Below are 19,275 nucleotides of genomic sequence, written 5' to 3'. Positions count from 1 at the left end.
CAATCCCTGCGCGCAGGGGGTTGGCAAAGCCTATCGTGACCGTAGTCCGTGAAGTTTTTGACATTTGATTCGGGGGTGTATTAACTGGTGATAATGGTTACCAATACCCCGGCGTCCCCGTGGCGCCCTCCGGTGCCCCCCGAAAGTGACTAATCCCCTCCTCATCGATGTCGGCCGGCTGCGTGTAGGCATGTACATCCAGCTCGATCTGGGCTGGATGAACCACCCTTTTCCGGTCAGCAGTTTCCGCATCGCCTCGCCGGAGCAGATCAATACCCTGGCCGCCCTGGGCCTGTCCCAGGTGCGGTGGATTCCTTCCAAAAGCGATCCCTCGGTGCAGGGCCTGCTGCCGCCCGGCCACCCTTCCGCGCCCGATCCCGTGACCGAAGCCGCCCGCGCACCGGTGGAGACAGGGCCTTCGATCGCCCAGGCCTCCATGGCGGAGTTCCGCGAGCGCATCAAGGCGCAGAGCCGTTCCCTGGCTGCCTGCGACGAGCGCTTCGCCCGTGCCACGCGGGTGTACGAGCGCCTGGCCACCAGCGCCGAGCAAGACCCCTCGGAGGCGCGTGCTTCCACCAACGCGCTGGTGTCCACCTGCGTGGATGAGCTGCTCGACCAGGGCGACTCCGCCATCCGCCTGCTCTCCGAGCGCGTCGGCACGCGCGCGGCGCTGCATTCGGTCAACGTGATGGTGCTTTCGCTGCTGCTGGGCAAGGCCCTGGGCCTGCTGGGCGACGACTTGCAGCCCCTGGGCGCGGCCGCGCTGCTGCACGACCTGGGCAAGATCACGCTGCCGCCCCATGTGGCCCAGCCGCATTCCGCGCTGGGTCCGGCCGACCAGGCCCTGTACGAGGCGCATGTCGGCGAATCGGTGGTGCTGGCAGAACGCATGGGCCTGGGCGCCGCCGTCATCGAAGCCATCGCGCATCACCATGAAATGGCCGATGGCACGGGCTTTCCGCTCCAGCTCAAAGGGGCCGACATCTCCCGCGGAGGGCAGGTGCTGGCGCTGGTCAATTACTACGATCGGCTGTGCAATCCGCTGCGGGGCGCCAACGCGCTGACTCCGCACGAGGCGCTGTCGGTGATCTTCGCGCAGCACAAGCAACGGTTCGACGCCGTGGTCCTGCGGGCCTTCATCCGCATGATGGGCGTGTACCCGCCGGGCTCGATCGTGCAGCTCGTGGACGACCGCTACGCCATCGTGACAGCCGTGAATTCGGCCCGCCCGCTGCGGCCCAAGGTGATCGTGCACGAGTCCGGCGTCTCCAAGGACGATGCCCTGGTGATCGATCTGGAAGACCAGCCGGCGCTGGGCATCCGCCGCAGCCTGCGGCCCGCGCAGCTGCCGCGCGATGCGCTCGACTATCTGTCGCCCCGAAAGAGGATTTGCTACTACTTCGAACGGGCCGTCGACGCAGCGCCGACCGGGGCCCCGGCGTGATCCGCGGCCCGCAAGGCAGCGTGTGGCGCGCCGTGTTCGACGGGTTGCTGGAGGCCGTGTGGCTGGTCGAGCCCGAGGGGCTCACGGTGCGCTTCGCCAATCAGAGCGCGGCCGCGCTGCTGGGGCGCTCGCCCGAAACCATGGAAGGCGCGGACGCCGTCGAACTCCTGGCCTGCACGCCGGAAGACCTGTACTTCTGGGCGCAGGGGCGGGATGCGCTGATGCGCGGCATCCAGTCGCACTCCGGCCTGCTCGGGGGCGATGGCCAGTTCATTCCGGTGGACCGGCGCGTGTCGCGCGTGGATTCGCCCGAGGGCGAGGCGCTGCTGCTGGTGACCATGATCGATCGCCGCGAGCAGGCCTCGACCGAGCGCGAGCTGGAAATCCTGCTGTCCGAACTGCGCGCCACGCTCGACTCCGCCGCCGACGGCATGCTGGTGTACGACATGGCCGGGCGCATGCGTGCCTTCAACCAGCGGCTGGCGCAGCTGTGGGGCATGCCCGAGGACCTGCTGGTGCAGCGCAATGATGCTGCCGTGGTGGCCCACATGCAGCAGCAGGTGGCCGATGCCGATGCCTACCGTGCGCGGCTGTCGTCCATCGCGCTGGAGCCGGGGCGCGAGACCACGGACATCCTGCACCTGCGCAACGGCACCATCATCGAGCGCCGCTCAGTGCCGCAGCTGAGCCAGGGCCGCCCCGTGGGCCGGGTGTTCTCGTTTCGCGACGTGACGCTGAACGCCGAGGCGCAGGCCAGCCTGCGGCTGGCCGCGCGGGTGTTCGACTCCAGCCTGGATGCCATCTTTATCGCCGATGACCGGCACCAGATCGTGCGCATGAACCCGAGCTGCGAGCGGCTGATCGGCGCGCCCGCGGTCGCCTTGCAGGGCGTGCCCGCGGTTTCGCTCTTCGGAGCCGAGGGCGCGCAGCCCGGCTGGATGGAACACGTGCTGGCGGCTTGGGACCGCGACGGCTTCTGGGAGGGCGAGCTGCGCCTGCCCGAGGGCGGCGCGAACGGGGCCGCGCGACGGGCCTGCGCGGTGCACCTGTCGTGGGTGGTGCTGCGCAGCGAGACGGGCAATGCGCTGCAGAGCATCGGCTTCATGCGCGACCTCACGCAGCAGCATGCGGCGCGCACGCGCATCGAGGAGCTGGCGTACAGCGATGTGCTCACCGGCCTGCCCAACCGGCTGCGCCTGTCGCGCCGCGTGGGCGAAGCCATCGACGCGATTGAGCAGGGCCCGCGGCCGGATGCCGGCAGCTTCGCCATCCTGTTCGTGGACCTGGACCGGTTCAAGATCATCAACGACTCCCTGGGCCACCTGTTCGGCGATCGCGTGCTGCAGATCGTGGCCAAGCGCCTGCAGGGCTGCCTGCGCCAGAGCGACATGCTGTGCCGCCTGGGCGGCGACGAGTTCGTGGTGTACCTGCACGGGGGCGATGCCGCGATCGCCGAAGGCGTGGCGCGGCGCATGCTCGAGGACATGCTGCGCCCCTTCATGCTCGACGGCATGGGGTTTTCCATTCAGTGCAGCATCGGGGTGGCGCTGTATCCGCAGGACGGCGAGACGCTGGACGACCTCATCAAGCAGGCCGACACCGCCATGTACCGCGTGAAGGAGCGCGGCCGCGGAAGCTACGGCTTCTACCAGCCGCAGATGAATGCCGACCTGCTGTCGCGCATGAAGCTCGAACACGCCATGCGCCAGGCCCTGGGCCAGCAGCGCATGGTGGTCCACTACCAGCCGCAGGTCGCCATGGCGACCGGCAGCGTGGTGGGCGCCGAGGCGCTGCTGCGCTGGACCGATCCGGAACTGGGGCCCATTTCGCCGGGCGTTTTCATTCCGCTGGCCGAAGAGTCCGGCTACATCATCACGCTGGGTTCATGGGTCATGGAGCAGGCCGTGCAGGAGGCTGCGCGCTGGATGCGCTCGGGCTCGCCGCTCGTGATGGCCGTCAACGTGTCGGCGCTGGAATTCCGCCAGCCCGATTTCGTCGATCGGCTCACGCAGCTGTTGCTCAAGCACGGCCTGCCGGCCTCGCTGCTCGAACTGGAGCTGACCGAGACCATCCTGCTGCAGGATGCGCTGGAGATGGAGCAGCGCCTGCAGGCGCTGGCCGAACTGGGCATCGGCCTGGCCATCGATGATTTCGGCACCGGCTATTCCAGCCTGGCCTATCTGAAAAAGCTGGCGATCCACAAGCTCAAGATCGACCAATCGTTCGTGCGGGGGTTGCCCGACGACGACGGCGACCGCGCGATCATCAATGCCATCGTGCACATGGGGCGCGCGCTGCACATCGAAGTGGTGGCGGAGGGCGTGGAAACGCAGCAGCAGCGCATGGCGCTGGAGCAGATGGACTGCCGCTACTTCCAGGGGTATCTGTGCGCGCCGGCGATGCCGGCCGAAGCCTTCAGAAGCCTGCTGGCGAGCCGCCAGAGCTATTCGTGGGGACTGTCGACGCCGGCGTGAAAACCGCCGGGCCGTGGGAGAAACAGGTGTCTGCGAATGCCACCGGACCGGCATCCTGAACCGGGGGTTCAGGTGGGCGAGGGCAGCCAGGCGTTGGGTTCATCTGACGCGAGATGATCACGCTCACCGGGCAATGTACCAAGCCCGTGCTCAATGAGCATTGGTTCAAGGAAATATAAAGCCCGGCAGCACCGCAGACGTCTCCATTGTAGGCGCTGCATGCACGGCGCGCGAGCGGCCGTTGCGTAACCCTTTTTAAAGAAGGCGGCCGTCGTCGCCGAGCGCATCGTCCAGCCGGCGCAGCAGCAACTGCATCTGGCCGGACGGGTCGCCCGCCAGCGAGGCGTGAGAGGCGTGCAATGGCGCCGGGGCATCGGTGGATTGCGGGCCGGCTGCCGGGGCCAGCGGCGCGGGCTCCGTCGGGGCTGCCGCCTGGGCCTGTGCAGCGGACGCCAGATCGGCCTCTTCGCGGTCGGCGATCTCGAAGGCCAGGTTGAGCGCTGCCAAAACGGCGATGCGCTCGCGGGCCCGCACCTTGCCGGCATCGCGGATGCGCGTCATGGCGGTGTCCACGCGCTCAACGGCCTGCAGCAGGCGCGATTCGTGGCCCTCGGGGCAGCCCAGCAGGTAGCTCTGCTGCATGATCTGGACTTCGATCTGCTTCATTCGGCGTCCTTCGAGGGGGGCGTCGCAGGCAGGCTCTCCAGCAGCGCGTCCACACGGGCGCGCGCGGTATTGAGCCGGGATTTGAGCGAGTCTCGCTCTTGGGTGAGATGGACCACCTGGGCGGTCAGCAAGGCATTGGCGCGTTGCAGTTCCGCATGGCGCAACAGCAGCCGCTCCACGCGTTCGGCGATCTGGTCGATGGGAGAGGATGGATCCATACAGCCGCAATTGTAGGGTTGGCGCCACCACCCGCCCATCCGGCGGCGTTTACAGGCTGCAACACCCGTAAAATCCGCGGGTTGGTGCTCGCAGCATGGTTCGCATGCTGCAGTTCAACGGGAAGCAGGGAGGTTTGCGTTCGCCAGAGCGCGCCGTGCCTGCGCTGCCCCCGCAACGGTCAGCGGACGGGTCGGCCCTTTTCTCCGACTCACTCTCCAGCCATGAGCCACTGGGCGCCTTGAACAAGCGCCTGGGAAGGCGCTGGAGGGCGCTCCGCCAGCCCGGATACCGGCCAACAACGTGGCCGCGCTTTGGACCGCCATGGTCCTGAAGGCGCGGCTGTTTCGCCCAATGCCGGCGGGGAAGCCGGCGCGGGGATGTTTGCCAGTCTGTCTGTTTCCATGAAAAAGCCCTTGTTCCCCGCGCGCGCCGCTGCCATTGCCGCTGCCGTGCCTTCCTCGCCCCTGCGGCCTGCCGCCCTGGCTGTTTCCCTGGCCCTCACGTTCGCCGCCGCACCTGCCGCCCAGGCGCAGGACGCCCCCGTGCTGCTGGCGCAGAACCAGCGCGTGCCCTCCCTGGGCGAAACCGTGGTGGCTGCCACGCGCACGCCCCAGCCGCTGGCCGACCTGGTGGCCGACGTGTCCGTGCTGGACCGCGAGGCCATCGAGAACAGCGGCGCGACTGGCCTGGCCGACGTGCTGGCCCGCCTGCCCGGGGTCGAGATGGTCCGCAACGGCGGCCCGGGCAGCGCCACCAGCCTGTACCTGCGCGGCGCCGAGACGCGCTTCACGGCCGTGTACATCGACGGCGTGCGCATGGACTCGCAATCCACCGGCGGTGCGCCGTGGGAGGCCATTCCGCTGGCCGTCATCGACCGCATCGAGGTGCTGCGCGGCCCGGCCGGCGCGGTGTACGGCTCGGACGCCATCGGCGGCGTGGTGCAGATCTTCACGCGCCGGGGCGAGGCCGGCACCGCTCCCTACGTGGGCGTCGGCGTGGGCAGCCAGGGCACCTACAAGGCCGAGGCCGGCGTGAGCGGTGCCAGCGGCGCGGTGGACTATGCCGTGGGCCTGGCGCGCGAGACGAGCCAGGGCTTCAACGCCCGCACCGTCGCCACGCAGAACCCCGACAAGGACGGCTATCGCCGCACGTCCGGCAACGCCCGGATGGGCCTGCAGATCGATGCAGTCCACCGCCTGGAAGGCACGCTGGTGGCCAGCGAGATGAACTCCGGCTACGACACCCTGCCGCTGGGCAACGACGACCGCAACCTGCACAAGATGCACGCCCTCGGCCTGAACTGGGCCGCGAAGTGGAGCCCGCAATACACCACCCGCGTGTCGGTCACCGACTCGCGCGACCGCTACGAGACGCGGCCTTCCGTGTACCTCACCGACACGCGCCTGCGCGGCTACCTGTTCCAGAACGAATGGCGCCAGGGCCCGCACCTGTTGACGGCGGCCCTGGAGCGCCGCGAGGACCACCTGGAGAACGCGCCCATCGACCGCAAGCGCTCGCAGGACGCGCTCGCGCTGGGCTATGGCTTCAATGCCGGCGGCCACACGCTGCAGTTCAACGTGCGGCACGACTCCGACAGCGAGTTCGGCGGCCAGAACACCGGCAGCGCCGCGTACGGCTATGCCATCACGCCGCAGTGGCGCGCCACCGCGTCCGTGGGCACCTCGTTCCGCGCGCCCACCTTGTACCAGCGCTTCAGCGAGTACGGCCTGGCATCGCTCAAGCCGGAGGAGGGTCGCAATGCCGAGGTGGGCCTGCGCTGGGCCGAGGGCGCCGGCACCTTCTCGGCCGTGGCCTACCGCAACCGCGTGAAGAACCTCATCGTGTTCGGCGGGGCGGGCGGCTGCCAGTCCAATTTCGGCTGCTATGCCAGCACGGCGCGCGCCAAGTACGACGGCGTGACGCTGTCAGGCTCGTACAAGGTGGCCGGCGTACAGTTGCGCGGATCGGTGGATTTCCAGAACCCGCGTGACGAAGACACGGGCCGGCTGCTGGCGCGGCGCTCCAAGCGCCACGGCACGCTGGGGGCCGACACCCAGGTCGCCGGCTGGACGCTGGGCACCGAAGTGCAGGCCTCGGGCCGGCGCTTCGACACCGCGGCCAACACCACGGTGCTGGGCGGCTACACGCTCGTCAACCTGTATGCCAGCACGCGCATCGCACGCGACGTGACGCTGCTGGCGCGCGTGGACAACCTGGCCGACAAGGATTACCAGCTGGCCCGCACCTATGCCACGGCGGGGCGCACGTTCTATGCGGGCCTCAAATGGGCACCGCAATGACCGCGGCGCAGCCAGCGATGAAGAACCCATGAGGGCGAGGGGAGAAGCAGCGCGAGAAGAAGAAGCGGCTGGCATGGCGGGCAGCGTGGGCTGTCCCGCCATCGCCATCGCCGCACCCGCGTCCGGCCAGGGCAAGACCACCGTGACGGCGGCGCTCGCGCGGCTGCACGCGCGCCAGGGGCGCCGGGTGCGGGTCTTCAAGTGCGGCCCTGATTTCCTCGATCCCTGCTGGCACCAACTGGCCAGCGGCGCCCCGGTGCACCAGATCGACCTGTGGATGACCGGCGAGGCCGACATCGCCCAGCGCCTGCATGCCGCCGCGCGCGAGGCCGACCTGATCCTCATCGAAGGCGTGATGGGCCTGTTCGACGGCGCCCCCAGCCTGGCCGATCTGGCGCAGCGCTTCGGGCTGCCGGTGCTGGCGGTGGTCGATGCGTCGGCCATGGGCGCCACGCTGGGGGCCGTGGTGCACGGCCTGCGGCACTACCGCGCGGGCCTGCCATGGGCCGGGGTGCTGGCCAACCGCGTCGCCACCGAACGCCATGCCGACCTGCTGCGCGCAGGTCTCAACGATCCCGCGGACTGGCTGGGCGCGCTGCCGCGCGTGCAGCGGGATACGCAGGACGGTGCCACGGCCACACCCGCTGCCCCCACACGGGCGCGGGCCGGCCTGCTGCCTGAGCGGCACCTGGGCCTGGTGGCCGCACACGAACTGGCCGATGGCCTGGCGCGGCTGGACGCCGCGGCCGATGCGCTGGCGGCCACGCCACTCGGCCGCCTGCAACCGCACGAACTGCAGCGCTGGGCCGTGCGCTTTGCGGCGCCCGAACGGCCCGAGCCTGTGCCGCCGCTGCTGGAGGGCCGCACGGTGGCGGTGGCGGACGATGCGGCGTTCTGTTTCATCTACCGCGCCAACCTGGACACGCTGGAGGCGCTGGGCGCGCGGGTGGTGCGGTTTTCGCCGCTGGCCGATGCCGCGCTGCCGCCGTGCGATGCGGTCTGGCTGCCCGGCGGCTACCCCGAGCTGCATGCCGACCGCATCGCCAGCCACACCGGCATGCGGGCCAGCCTGCGGGCGCACGTGCAGGCCGGCCGCGCGGTGTGGGCAGAATGCGGCGGCATGATGGCGCTGTTCGAATCGATCACCCTGGCCGACGGCCAGCACCGGCCCCTGTGGGGGCTGCTGCCGGGCCGTGTGGCCATGCAGAAACGGCTGGCGGCCCTGGGGCCGCAGCAACTGGACGTGGACGGCCACGTGCTGCGCGGCCACACCTTCCACTACTCCACCTGCGACAGCCCGGCCCCGGTGCGGGCGCGCACCGAGCGGCCCGCGCACGCGGGGCCGCCCGGCCCGGGCGAGGCGCTGTACCGCCACGGCAGCATCCACGCGAGCTACTTCCACGCCTGGTTTCCGTCGGCCCCGCGCGCGGTGGCGGCCCTGCTGGGCGCCGGCCCGGATGCGCCACGGGGGGCGGCATGAGCGGCCCCGGCCCCATTGCCACCAGCGAGCTGATCCTGGGCGGCCAAAAGAGCGGCAAGTCGCGCCGTGCCGAGCTGCTGGCGCGCCAGTGGCTGGCCGATTCGCCCACGCACCGCGCGCTGCTGATCGCCACCGGGCAGCCCTGGGACGACGAGATGCGCGAACGCATCGCGCGCCACCAGCGCGACCGCGCCGAGCGCGTGCCCGGCCTGCGCACGCTGGAAGAGCCGCTTGACCTGGCCCGCGCCATCGCCCGCCACGGCAGCGCCGATACGCTGATCGTGGTGGACTGCCTCACGCTCTGGCTCACCAACTGGCTCATGCCGGCCCCGGCCCCAGCGCCGGTCTCGGAGGGTTCGGAGCCAGATCGGCCTCCAGCGCATGATTGGCTAGGGCAGTGCGCTATGTTTTTAGGAGCAATCCGCCAGTGCCCCGGCCCGGTGGTGCTGGTGGGCAACGAGATCGGCCTGGGCGTGATTCCCATGGGCCGCGAGGTGCGCGCCTTCGTCGATGCACTGGGGAGCCTGAATCAGCGCGTGGCCGAGGCCTGCCAGCGCGTCACCCTGGTCGCGGCGGGCCTGCCGCTCACGCTGAAGGACACGCCATGACGCACCGCTTCTTGCAACGCCTGCGCTGCCATGCCGCTCGCCGGTGGCCCGCGGGGCTGGCGTTGGCGGCTTTCTTCTGGATGGCCGGTGCCACGGCCGCGCAGGCCTTCGAGGTGACCGATGCGCGCGGTCGCACCGTCGCATTCGCCCAGCCGCCGCAGCGCATCGTGAGCCTGCTGCCCTCGCTGACGGAGAGCGTGTGCGAGCTGCAGCAATGCCAGCGCCTGGTGGGGGTAGACCGCTACTCCAACTGGCCCGAAGCCGTGCAGCGCCTGCCGCAACTGGGCGGCGGCATCGATCCGAACATCGAGGCCATCGTCGCCCTGCAGCCCGACGTGGTACTGCTGGCCACCAGCTCGCGCGCCAGCGACCGGCTGGAGGCGCTGGGCCTGAAGGTGGTGGCTCTGGAGCCCAAGACCCATGCCGACGTGCGCCGCGTGCTCGCCACGCTGGGCCAGCTGCTCGGCGTGCCGCAGGAGCAGGGGGCCGACCGGCTGTGGCGCGTGATCGACGCCGGCGTGCAGGCCGCCACGCAGTCGCTGCCAGCACGCGCGCGCGGGGCCCGCGTGTATTTCGAGGTGAGCCGGGGGCCGTATGCGGCGGGCACGGCGTCGTTCATCGGCGAGACGCTGGCGCGCCTGGGCGCGCGCAACGTGGTGCCGCCCGAGCTGGGCCCGTTCCCGCGGCTGAACCCCGAGTTCGTCGTGCGGGCGCGGCCCGACGTGATGATGGTGGGCAACCGCAGCATGCAGTCCATGGCGATGTACCCCGGCTGGAACAGCCTGAAAGCCGTGCGCGAGCAGCGCGTGTGCCTCTTCGGTCCCGGCGAGGCCGACGTGGTGGTGCGCCCCGGCCCGCGCATGGCCGAGGCCGCGCGCATCATGGCGCGCTGCCTGGCGGACAAGGCGCCATGAGCGTGCCCCCGGACGGCGCACCCGCCATGCCATCGTCATCGCCCATGCCATCGCAGCCCGTGCCGGCGGCCTCGCATGCCGCGCAGCCCGGCCCCGGCCCGCGCCGCGCCGCGTGGCTGGGCGCCTGCCTGCTGGTCGTCAGCGCGCTGCTGCTGGTCGTCGGCGCCTGCGTGGGCAGCACCGGCTTCGACAGCCTGCTGCGCATGGGCCAGGACCCGGTGGCCTGGCAGATCGTGTGGGAGATCCGCCTGCCGCGCACGCTGGGCGCCTGGCTGGCCGGCGCGCTGCTGGGGCTGGCGGGCGCGGTGGCGCAGGGCCTGTTCCGCAACCCGCTGGCCGATCCGTACCTGCTGGGCTCGGCCTCGGGCGCGGCGCTGGGCGGCGCGCTGGCGATGGTGGTGTTCGGCGTCTCGCCCATGGCGGCGCAGTGGCTGGCGCGGCTGGGCGTCACCGGCATGGCGTTTCTCGGCGCGGCCGGCGCCGTGGCCCTGACCCTGGTGCTGGCGCGCGGGGTGCAGCACACGCTGCGCCTGCTGCTGGCCGGGGTGATCGTGGGCGTGGTGCTGGGCGCGCTGCGCGACCTGGTGGAGCTGGCCTCGCCGGACATCCTGCAGGCCATGCAGGCCTTCACGCTGGGTAGCACCAGCTTCGTCGGCTGGGTGGCCTGCGCGCTCATGGCCGGGGCGTGGGCACTGTGCGGCATCGCCGCGTGGACCCTGGCGCGCGCGCTCGACGGCCTGACGTTGGGCGAGGCCACGGCCGCCAGCCTGGGCCTGCCGCTGGCGCCCATGCGCGCGGGGCTGGTGGCGGCCATGGCGCTGGCCACCGGCACGGCCGTGGCGCAGACCGGCCTGATCGCCTTCGTCGGGCTGGCCGCGCCGCACCTGGTGCGCTCCATCGTCAAGGTCACGCACCAGCGGCAAATCGTGCTGTCCAGCCTGATGGGCGCGGCGCTGCTGCTGGCGGCCGACATCCTGGCGCGCTGGATCCTGGCGCCGCAGGAGCTGCCCGTGGGCGTGCTCACCGCGGCGCTGGGCGGCACCTACCTGCTGTGGCTGATGCACCGGCGCTCCATGCAGGGCCATTCGCTATGAAAAACATAGCAATCGAGGCCATCAACATTGCGGCACACATCGGAAATGCCCCGATATTGAACGGCGTGGACCTGGCCGTGCCCGCCGGCCGCTGGACCAGCGTGGTCGGCCCCAACGGCGCCGGCAAGTCCACCTTGCTCAAAGTGCTGGCGGGCCTGCTGCGCGGCGCGGCGGTGTCGGGCCGGGTCGAACTGCTGGGCCGGCCCCTGGCCGCCATGCCGGCCCGGGAGCGCGCCTGCCGGCTGGCCTGGCTGGGGCAGAACGAAGCCTCGGCGGACGATCTCACGGCCTACGACGTCGCCATGCTCGGGCGCCTGCCGCACCAGCGCTGGATGGCCCCGGCCAGCGCCGCAGACCATGCGGCGGTGGAGCAGGCCCTGCGCACCACGCAGGCCTGGGACTGGCGCCACCGGCCGCTCGGGCAACTGTCGGGCGGGGAGCGCCAGCGGGTGCTGCTGGCGCGCGCGCTGGCCGTGCAGGCCGAGGTGCTGCTGATGGATGAACCCCTGGCCAACCTCGATCCGCCGCACCAGGCCGACTGGCTGCACGCCATGCGCGCGCTGGCGGCGGGCGGCGGCACGGTGGTGAGCGTGCTGCACGAGGTGTCGCTCGCGCTCCAGGCCGACGACATGGCCATCATGGACCGCGGCCGCATCGTGCACCATGGCGCCTGCGCCGACCCAGCCACCCACGCCGCGCTGCAGGCCGTGTTCGACCAGCGCATCCAGGTGCAGCAGGTGGCGGGCCTGTGGGTGTCGCTGCCGCGCATCGACTAGGGCCCGGCCGGCGTCCCGACCACCGCTTTCGCCCCTTTTTTTCGAACGACTTCCGAGACATTGCGCATGCAGATCGAAACCCCTCCCGCCGAACGGCGCTCCGAAAAACCCGACGGCGAGCGCCGCGGCATCGTGCTGGTCAACACCGGCAACGGCAAGGGCAAGAGCACCGCCGCGTTCGGCCTCGCCCTGCGCGCCCACGGGCGCGGCAAGCCGGTCAAGATCTTCCAGTTCATGAAGGTGCCCACCGCGCGCTTCGGCGAGCACCGCATGTTCGAGCAGCTGGGCATCCCCATCGAGGGCCTGGGCGACGGCTTCACCTGGAAGAGCCGCGACATCGACCAGTCGGCCGAACTGGCCCGCGCCGGCTGGGAGCGCGCGCGCGCCGCCGTGCTGGGCGGCGAATTCTTCCTGGTGGTGCTGGACGAGATCACCTACCCGCTCATCTACGGCTGGCTGCCGCTCGACGAGGTGCTGCAGGTGCTGCGCGACCGCCCGCGCCATGTGCACGTGGTGCTCACCGGCCGCCGTTGCCCGCCCGAGGTGATCGAGCTGGCCGACACGGTGACCGAGATGGGCATGGTCAAGCACGCGTTCCAGGCCGGCGTGCCGGCGCAGCGCGGCATCGAGGATTGAGCCCCGCCGACCGCCCCCGCGCCGCGATGCCATCCCCCACGCCGCCCAACGGCAGTGCGCAGGGCTCCGCCTTCTCCGCAGAGGAGCGCGCCGCCGTGTACCGCGCCATCCGCGAGCGCCGCGACATGCGCCACTTCGCGGGCGGGCAGGTCGCGCCCGAGGTGCTGGCGCGGCTGCTGGAGGCCGCGCACCACGGCCCCAGCGTGGGCTTCATGCAGCCCTGGCGTTTCATCCGCGTGGCCGATGGGGCGCTGCGCGGGCGGCTGCATGCCTGTGTGGAGGCCGAGCGCCTGCGCACGGCCGAGGCGCTGGGCGAGCGCGGCGCGGAGTTCCTGCGCCTGAAGGTCGAGGGCCTGCGCGATGCGGCCGAGTGCATCGCCGTGGCGCTGGCCGATGGCCGCGAGGCGCACGTCTTCGGGCGCCGCACGCTGCCGCAGATGGACCTGGCCTCGGTCGCCTGCGCGCTGCAGAACCTGTGGCTGGCCGCGCGCGCCGAGGGACTGGGCATGGGCTGGGTGTCCATGTTCGACCCTGCCGCCGTGGGCGCGCTGCTGGGCCTGCCGCCCGGTGCCGAGGCGGTGGCGCTGCTGTCCATCGGTCCGGTACACGGCTTCTACGAAGAACCCATGCTGCAGCAGGAGCGCTGGGCGCGCCGCGCGCCGCTTCACACCGTGGTGTTCGACAACGCCTGGGGCCAGCCGGCGCCCTGGCTGGCGGAAGGCGTTGCCGCGGACCCGATGCCTGCCGCTGGCGAAAAGGGCCCCGATTGATGGACGCCGCCTGGGCCCTGGCCCTCACGCCCGCCGCGGCAGTGCCGCTCGCGCTGGCCATCGACCGGTGCTTCGGCGAGCCGCCTGTGGCCGTGCACCCCGTGGTCTGGATGGGCCGCGCGCTGCAGGCCGGCGGCGACCGGGTGGCGCCCCGCGCGCCCACTGCACGCGACTGGCGGTCTTTCGGGCTGGCAGCGCTGCTGTGGTGTGCGCTGGCCGCCGTGGTTTTGATCGTCTCGGCGGTGCTGCAATGGGCCGTGCTGCGCCACGCGCCGCCATGGCTGGCCGCGGTGCTGATGGCGCTGCTGCTCAAGCCGCTGCTGGCCTGGCGCATGCTGCGCGACGAGGTGCTGGCGGTGGAAGCCGCCCTGGCCGAATCGCTGGAGGCCGGGCGCGCGCGACTGGCGCGCCTGGTGAGCCGCGACGTGCAGGCGCTCGATACGGTGCAGGTGCGCGAGAGCGCCATCGAGTCGCTGGCCGAGAACCTCAACGACTCCGTGGTCGCGCCGCTGTTCTGGTTCGCGCTGCTGGGCCTGCCCGGCGCCGCGCTCTACCGTTTCGCCAACACGGCCGATGCCATGTGGGGCTACCCCGGCATGCGCGGCGGGCGCTACTGGCAGTGGGCTGGCAAATGGGCGGCGCGCGCGGACGATGCGCTGTCGTGGCTGCCGGCGCGGCTCACGGCGCTGCTGCTGCGGGCCATCGCCGGCGGCCCGCGCTGGAGCGTGCTGGCAACCGAAGCACGCCGCACGCCGTCGCCCAACAGCGGCTGGCCCATGGCCGCCATGGCGCTGGCCCTGGGCGTGCGCCTGGCCAAGCCCGGCGTGTACACGCTCAACCACGAAGGGCGGGGCGCTGACGCCCGCGACACGCCCCGGGCGGCAGGCTGGGCATCGAAAGTGGTGGTTGCCGGCGGATTGATTGTCCTGGTTGCTCACTTTTCAATAGCATTCTGGGTGCTGCAATGGATGTGACGTTGCACGCCCCCCTGCACGGCGGCCCGGACGCCCTGGGCGTGCCGTTGCACGACTTTTCCACCAACAGCAACGCCTGCGGCTCGTGCCCCGGGGCGGTCCAGGCGCTGCGCGAGGCCGATGCCCGGCATTACCCCGACCCGGCCTATACCGCGTTGCGCGAGCGCCTGGGCGCCTTCCACGGCGTGGCGCCGGCGCGCATCGTGATCGCGGGCAGCGCGAGCGAATTCATCCACCGCATCACCGCCTTCGCCGCCCGGCGGGGCGTGCGGGCCGTGGCGGTGCCGGTGCATGGCTATGGGGACTACACGCGCGCGGCGCAGGCCTGGGGGCTGGACGTGCGGCCCGCCGCGCCCGGTGCGGACCCGGCGGTCACCGGCCTGTGCTGGGCGTGCGATCCCTCCAGCCCGCTCGGCACACCCGACCCCGCGCTGGCCGCCTGGGCCCGGATCGGGGCGCAAGACGGCGCACTGCGCGTGATCGACTGCGCCTACGCCCCCCTGCGCCTGGAGGGCACCGCCCCCCCCATGCCCGCCAACGCCTGGCAGCTGTGGACGCCCAACAAGGCCCTGGGCCTGACGGGCGTGCGCGCGGCCTATGCCATCGCGCCGCAGGCGCAGCCGTCGCAAGACCTGGCCGCGCTGCGGTCGCTGGCGCCATCGTGGCCCATCGGCGCCCATGGCGTGGCGCTGCTCACGGCATGGACCCTTGCCTCCCCCCAGCGCTGGCTGCGCGACAGCCTGGACGCGCTGCGCGCCTGGAAGGCGGAGCAGCAGGCGCTGTGCGAAGCGCTGGGCTGGGCCGTCGTGCCCGGGAGCCTGGCCAACTACTTCGTGGCACGGCCTGGGGTGGATGACCTGCCGGCGGCCCTGCAGCGGTTGCGAGCCCACGGCATCAAGCTGCGCGACGTCACGTCGTTCGGGCTGCCGGGGCAGGTGCGCCTGGGCGTGCTGCCGCCGGGTTCCCAGCAGGCGCTGCGCCAGGCCTGGATCGGCTGACTGCCGCTACCATCCCCGCCTCACCCGCGACCGCTCGAAGGAAGCCGCTCCGCCATGCGCACCATCACCGTCAGCCGCTACGTCACGCCCCTGCGTGAGGGCGGCTCCATGCCCGCCGTCGTCGAGGGTGACGACCTGGGCCTGTATGTGCTCAAGTTCCGTGGCGCGGGGCAGGGCGTGCGGGCCCTGCTCGCCGAGATGATCGCCGGGGGCATCGCCCGCGCGCTGGGCCTGCCCGTTCCCGAGATCGTGCTCGCGCAGTTGGACGTGGCCCTGGCGCAGACCGAGCCGGACCCCGAGATCCAGGACCTGATCCGTGCCAGCGGCGGCCTCAATGTGGGGCTGGACTACCTCTCGGGCGCCGCGAACTTCGACCCGGCGGTGGATGCGGTCTCGGACGACTTCGCCTCGCGGCTGGTCTGGTTCGATACGCTGGTGGGCAACGTGGACCGCACGGCGCGCAACACCAACCTGCTGGTGTGGCACCGCAACCCGTGGCTCATCGACCATGGCGCGGCGCTCACTTTCCACCATGCGTGGAACGGCACGGTGGCCGTGCCCGCCAAGCCCTTCGCCCCCATTGCCGACCACGTGCTGCTGCCCCGCGCCACCGCGCTGGCCCAGGTGGATGCGGAACTGGCCGCGCGCCTCACGCCCGCCGTGCTGCAGGGCGTGCTGTCCGAGGTGCCCGATGAATTCCTGCAATTGGCCGGTGCCGACCACGCCGAAGGCCCGTTGACCGCGACCGGCACCCACCGGCAGGCCTACGCGGATTACTTCGCCGCACGGCTGGCCGGGCGCGGCGCCTGGCTGAAAGGAGCGATCGATGCACGCGGCTGATGTGTACGACTACGCCATCGTGCGCGTGGTGCCGCGCGTGGAGCGCGAAGAATTCATCAATGCCGGCGCCATTCTTTCGTGCCAGCGCACGGGCTTCCTTCAGGCCGCCATGGCACTGGACGAGGCGCGGCTGCTGGCCCTGGACCCTGCGGCCGACCTGGACACGGTGCGCCGGCACCTGGCGGCCATCGTCGCCATCTGCGCGGGCGACACGGGCTGCGGGCCCATCGCGCAGATGCCTTACCGATCGCGCTTTCACTGGCTGACCGCGCGGCGCAGCGGGATCATCCAGACCTCGCCGGTGCACACCGGGCGCTGCACCGATGCGGGCGCGGCGCTGGAGCACATCATGGACCGCATGGTGCGCCCGCTGGTTTAAGGGGTGTTCGCCAAAGGGGCGGCGCCGGGCATGGTCCCCGCCCCGTGCTGCCGTGCGCCGCCGGTGTGCGGCCTTGGCTGACAGGCGGACGGGCGCATGGCGCCGGTCCCGCGCGGGCGATGCGCCGAAGAATGGCCGTTTACGCGCCTGCCGTGCGATGCCCTCTCCAGCGGAATGCCATCGCGGCGTGTCCGTCGAGGCAGGCCTGGCATCGCCAGCAGCGCATTCACCCCACACGAAAGGAAACCCCATGGCCCAGCCACCGTCCTCCACTCCGCTGCAGCGCTTCACGGACCAGGTCGTCATCGTCACCGGCGCAGGGTCCGGCATCGGCGCTGCCACGGCTCGGCGCTTTTCGCAGGAGGGTGCCAAGGTGGTCATCGCCGACCTCAGCGACGACAAGCTGGCGGCGACGCGCGCCGACCTGCCGGCCGACCGCACGCTCGCCCATCCGGCCGACGTCTCGAAGTTCGACGAAGTGCAGGCCCTCGTCGATGCCACGGTGGAGCGATTCGGCCGCCTCGACGTGATGGTCAACAACGCCGGCATCGCCGTGCAGGGCAAGGTCATGGAAGCCAGCCTGGAAGACTGGCACCGCATCCTCGCGACCAATGTCTCGGGCGTTTTCCACGGCGCGCGCGCGGCCCTGCCGCACCTGCTCAAGACGCGGGGCTGCATCGTCAACACCTCGTCCGTCTCCGGCCTGGGCGGCGACTGGGACATGAGCTTCTACAACGCCTCCAAAGGCGCGGTCTCCAACTTCACCCGTGCCTTGGCGATGGACCACGGCAAGGACGGCGTGCGCGTCAACGCTGTGGCGCCCAGCCTGACGTTCACGGGCATGACGCAAGACATCAAGAACGATCCGGAGCAACTGAAGAAATTCGCCGAACGCATTCCCCTGGGCCGCGGCGCGGAGCCCGAGGAGATCGCGGCGGTGATTGCCTTCCTCGCCAGCCCGGATGCGAGCTTCGTCACCGGCGTGGTGCTGCCGGTGGATGGGGGCGTGTCCGCATCGAACGGCCAGCCGGTGCAGTGAGCGGCGGCGCGGACGCGCAGCCGCTTGCGCGGCGTTGAAAAAACGCGGGCGGGGCAGGGGACAATACGGCCTCCTTCGCTTTCCAAGCTGCGTCCGTGCCCTTTGCCGCCTTCGCTTTTCCTGGCCCCGCCACCGCCTGCCAAGGCACCCTCGTCCCTGCCCGGCAGGGCACGGGTGGCGCCGGGCGCTGACATGGCGGCGCGCTGCGTCATGGTGCTGGGCACGACCAGTGGCGCCGGCAAGAGCTGGCTGGCCACGGCCCTGTGCCGCTGGTACAGCAACCAGGGCCTGAAGGTCGCGCCGTTCAAGGCGCAGAACATGAGCAACAACGCGCGCGTGGTCGCCGGGCCGGGTGGCGGCCACGGCGAGATCGGCAGCGCGCAGTATTTCCAGGCCCTGGCGGCGCGTGCCGAGCCCGATGTGCGCATGAACCCGCTGCTGCTCAAGCCGGAGGCCGATACGCGCAGCCAGGTGGTGCTGATGGGGCAGGTGAGCGAGGAGCTGTCCGCATTGCCCTGGCGCGGCCGCAGTGCGCGCGTGTGGCCGCAGATCGCCGCCGCGCTCGATGCGCTGCGCGCCGAGAACGACGTGGTGGTGATCGAAGGCGCGGGGTCCCCCGCCGAGATCAACCTGCAAGCGAGCGACGTGGTCAACCTGCGCGTGGCGCGGCATGCGGGCGCGAGCTGCCTGCTCGTCACCGACATCGACCGGGGCGGCGCCTTCGCCCACCTGTACGGCACCTGGGCCCTGGTGCCCGAGGACGAGCGCGCGCTGATCCAGGGCTTCGTGCTCAACAAGTTCCGGGGCGACGCGGCGTTGCTGGCCCCCGCGCCCGAGATGCTGCAACAGCTGACCGGCGTGCCCACCGTGGCCACCATCCCCATGCAGTGGCACCATGGCCTGCCCGAGGAAGACGGGGTGTTCGACGATGCCGCGCGCGCCAGCGGCGTGGTGCACACGACCATCGCCGTGGTGGCCTACCCGCGCATCAGCAACCTCGACGAATTCCAGCCCCTGAAGGCCGTGCCGGGCGTGCGGCTGCTGTGGGCGCGCAGCCCGGCTGACGTGGCGGGGGCCGACTGGATCGTGCTGCCCGGCTCCAAGGCCACGGCGGCCGACCTGGCCTGGCTGCGCGCGCAGGGGCTGGACGCCGCCGTGGCCGCGCACGCGGCGCGGGGCGGGCGGGTGCTGGGCATCTGCGGCGGCCTGCAGATGCTGGGCGAGGCCCTCATCGACACGCACGGCGTGGACGGCAACGCGGCGGGCCTGGGCCTGCTGCCGCTGGTGACGGCCTTCGAGCCTGCCAAGACCGTGCGCCACACCCGCACCGCGTTCGGCGCCGCGCACGGCGCCTGGCAGGCGCTGGCCGGCACGGCGGTGCAGGGCTACGAGATCCACCATGGCCAGACCGCGCAGCACCCGGCGATGGCTGCGGCGGGCGACGTGGCGCATGCCGTGATCCCGGGCCTGGCATGGCAGAACGCGCGCGGCAACGTGCTGGGGCTGTACCTGCATGGCCTATTCGAGGACGCGGGCATCCTGCGCGCGCTCTTCGGGGCCGACGCTCCCACGCTCGACGCCGTGTTCGACCGGCTGGCCGGCGGCATCGACACGTGGTTCAGCCCGCAGTGGCTGCAGGCCCACCGGGGCCGCGCATGACCCGG

General features: G+C 71.6%; 18 protein-coding genes and 1 riboswitch. Of the genes, 16 read left to right on the top strand and 2 right to left on the bottom strand.

The features are described from left to right. Positions 1-145: 145 nt before the first annotated feature. Positions 146-1,444 carry a cyclic di-GMP phosphodiesterase gene (locus tag AVME950_RS04245; RefSeq protein WP_284428867.1) on the top strand — a complete coding sequence of 433 codons (1,299 nt, stop codon included), beginning with the start codon at positions 146-148 and terminating at the stop codon, positions 1,442-1,444. Continuing rightward, complete coding sequence (locus tag AVME950_RS04240) at positions 1,441-3,918, top strand: sensor domain-containing protein (protein WP_284428866.1); 2,478 nt, start codon at positions 1,441-1,443, stop codon at positions 3,916-3,918. Before AVME950_RS04245 ends, AVME950_RS04240 begins: the two co-directional genes overlap by 4 nt. A gap of 255 nt (positions 3,919-4,173) precedes the next feature. Here the strand turns inward: AVME950_RS04240 and AVME950_RS04235 are convergent, their stop codons facing one another. Together AVME950_RS04235 and AVME950_RS04230 are read right to left on the bottom strand one after the other, a co-directional pair. Then, on the bottom strand, positions 4,174-4,584 hold the full coding sequence (locus AVME950_RS04235) for a cell division protein ZapA (protein WP_284406778.1): 411 nt from the start codon (positions 4,582-4,584) through the stop codon (positions 4,174-4,176). Then, the gene (locus tag AVME950_RS04230) at positions 4,581-4,802 is read right to left on the bottom strand and encodes a DUF904 domain-containing protein (RefSeq protein WP_272548299.1); all 222 of its coding nucleotides are present in this window, start codon (positions 4,800-4,802) and stop codon (positions 4,581-4,583) included. Before AVME950_RS04230 ends, AVME950_RS04235 begins: the two co-directional genes overlap by 4 nt. A gap of 66 nt (positions 4,803-4,868) precedes the next feature. Next, positions 4,869-5,114, top strand: a riboswitch (cobalamin riboswitch). A 90-nt stretch (positions 5,115-5,204) separates the two neighbouring features. On the opposite strand from AVME950_RS04230, the gene AVME950_RS04225 reads away from it, so the two are divergent. From AVME950_RS04225 to AVME950_RS04160, 14 genes are all read left to right on the top strand, one after another. Continuing rightward, positions 5,205-7,103, top strand: coding sequence for a TonB-dependent receptor domain-containing protein (locus tag AVME950_RS04225; RefSeq protein ID WP_284428865.1), 1,899 nt, complete (start codon positions 5,205-5,207; stop codon positions 7,101-7,103). A gap of 73 nt (positions 7,104-7,176) precedes the next feature. Next, positions 7,177-8,583 (top strand): cobyrinic acid a,c-diamide synthase CobB, encoded by a 1,407-nt coding sequence (locus AVME950_RS04220; RefSeq protein WP_284428864.1) that lies wholly within the window; start codon positions 7,177-7,179, stop codon positions 8,581-8,583. Next, a complete protein-coding gene (locus AVME950_RS04215) occupies positions 8,580-9,191 on the top strand; it encodes a bifunctional adenosylcobinamide kinase/adenosylcobinamide-phosphate guanylyltransferase (RefSeq protein WP_284428863.1) in 612 nt (203 codons plus the stop codon). Before AVME950_RS04220 ends, AVME950_RS04215 begins: the two co-directional genes overlap by 4 nt. An 80-nt stretch (positions 9,192-9,271) precedes the next feature. Then, entirely contained in the window at positions 9,272-10,105 is an 834-nt protein-coding gene (locus AVME950_RS04210) for an ABC transporter substrate-binding protein (RefSeq protein ID WP_272569755.1), read from the top strand. Positions 10,106-10,149: 44 nt separating this feature from the next. Further along, the gene (locus AVME950_RS04205; RefSeq protein WP_284429568.1) at positions 10,150-11,199 is read left to right on the top strand and encodes a FecCD family ABC transporter permease; all 1,050 of its coding nucleotides are present in this window, start codon (positions 10,150-10,152) and stop codon (positions 11,197-11,199) included. Continuing rightward, positions 11,196-11,975: an ABC transporter ATP-binding protein gene (locus AVME950_RS04200; protein WP_284428862.1), complete on the top strand. Its 780-nt coding sequence runs from the start codon at positions 11,196-11,198 to the stop codon at positions 11,973-11,975. Before AVME950_RS04205 ends, AVME950_RS04200 begins: the two co-directional genes overlap by 4 nt. Before the next feature lie 66 nt (positions 11,976-12,041). Further along, positions 12,042-12,611, top strand: coding sequence for a cob(I)yrinic acid a,c-diamide adenosyltransferase (cobO, locus tag AVME950_RS04195; protein ID WP_272564138.1), 570 nt, complete (start codon positions 12,042-12,044; stop codon positions 12,609-12,611). A gap of 26 nt (positions 12,612-12,637) precedes the next feature. After that, positions 12,638-13,381, top strand: coding sequence for a 5,6-dimethylbenzimidazole synthase (gene bluB, locus AVME950_RS04190; protein ID WP_284428861.1), 744 nt, complete (start codon positions 12,638-12,640; stop codon positions 13,379-13,381). Then, positions 13,381-14,355: an adenosylcobinamide-phosphate synthase CbiB gene (gene cbiB / locus AVME950_RS04185; protein WP_284428860.1), complete on the top strand. Its 975-nt coding sequence runs from the start codon at positions 13,381-13,383 to the stop codon at positions 14,353-14,355. The genes bluB and cbiB overlap by 1 nt, the downstream gene beginning before the upstream one ends. Beyond that, complete coding sequence (locus AVME950_RS04180; RefSeq protein ID WP_502869361.1) at positions 14,346-15,353, top strand: aminotransferase class I/II-fold pyridoxal phosphate-dependent enzyme; 1,008 nt, start codon at positions 14,346-14,348, stop codon at positions 15,351-15,353. The genes cbiB and AVME950_RS04180 overlap by 10 nt, the downstream gene beginning before the upstream one ends. Positions 15,354-15,407: 54 nt before the next feature. Then, positions 15,408-16,193 (top strand): HipA family kinase, encoded by a 786-nt coding sequence (locus AVME950_RS04175; protein ID WP_284428859.1) that lies wholly within the window; start codon positions 15,408-15,410, stop codon positions 16,191-16,193. Continuing rightward, positions 16,180-16,572: a DUF3037 domain-containing protein gene (locus AVME950_RS04170; RefSeq protein WP_284428858.1), complete on the top strand. Its 393-nt coding sequence runs from the start codon at positions 16,180-16,182 to the stop codon at positions 16,570-16,572. Before AVME950_RS04175 ends, AVME950_RS04170 begins: the two co-directional genes overlap by 14 nt. Before the next feature lie 250 nt (positions 16,573-16,822). Further along, positions 16,823-17,611: a meso-2,3-butanediol dehydrogenase gene (budC, locus tag AVME950_RS04165; protein ID WP_284428857.1), complete on the top strand. Its 789-nt coding sequence runs from the start codon at positions 16,823-16,825 to the stop codon at positions 17,609-17,611. Between the two features lie 192 nt (positions 17,612-17,803). Beyond that, entirely contained in the window at positions 17,804-19,270 is a 1,467-nt protein-coding gene (locus tag AVME950_RS04160) for a cobyric acid synthase (protein ID WP_284428856.1), read from the top strand. Positions 19,271-19,275: the final 5 nt, after the last annotated feature.

This window comes from Acidovorax sp. SUPP950 (assembly GCF_030158935.1).
Taxonomy (GTDB): domain Bacteria; phylum Pseudomonadota; class Gammaproteobacteria; order Burkholderiales; family Burkholderiaceae_C; genus Paracidovorax.
This window is presented reverse-complemented; position numbering and strand designations above follow the sequence as displayed.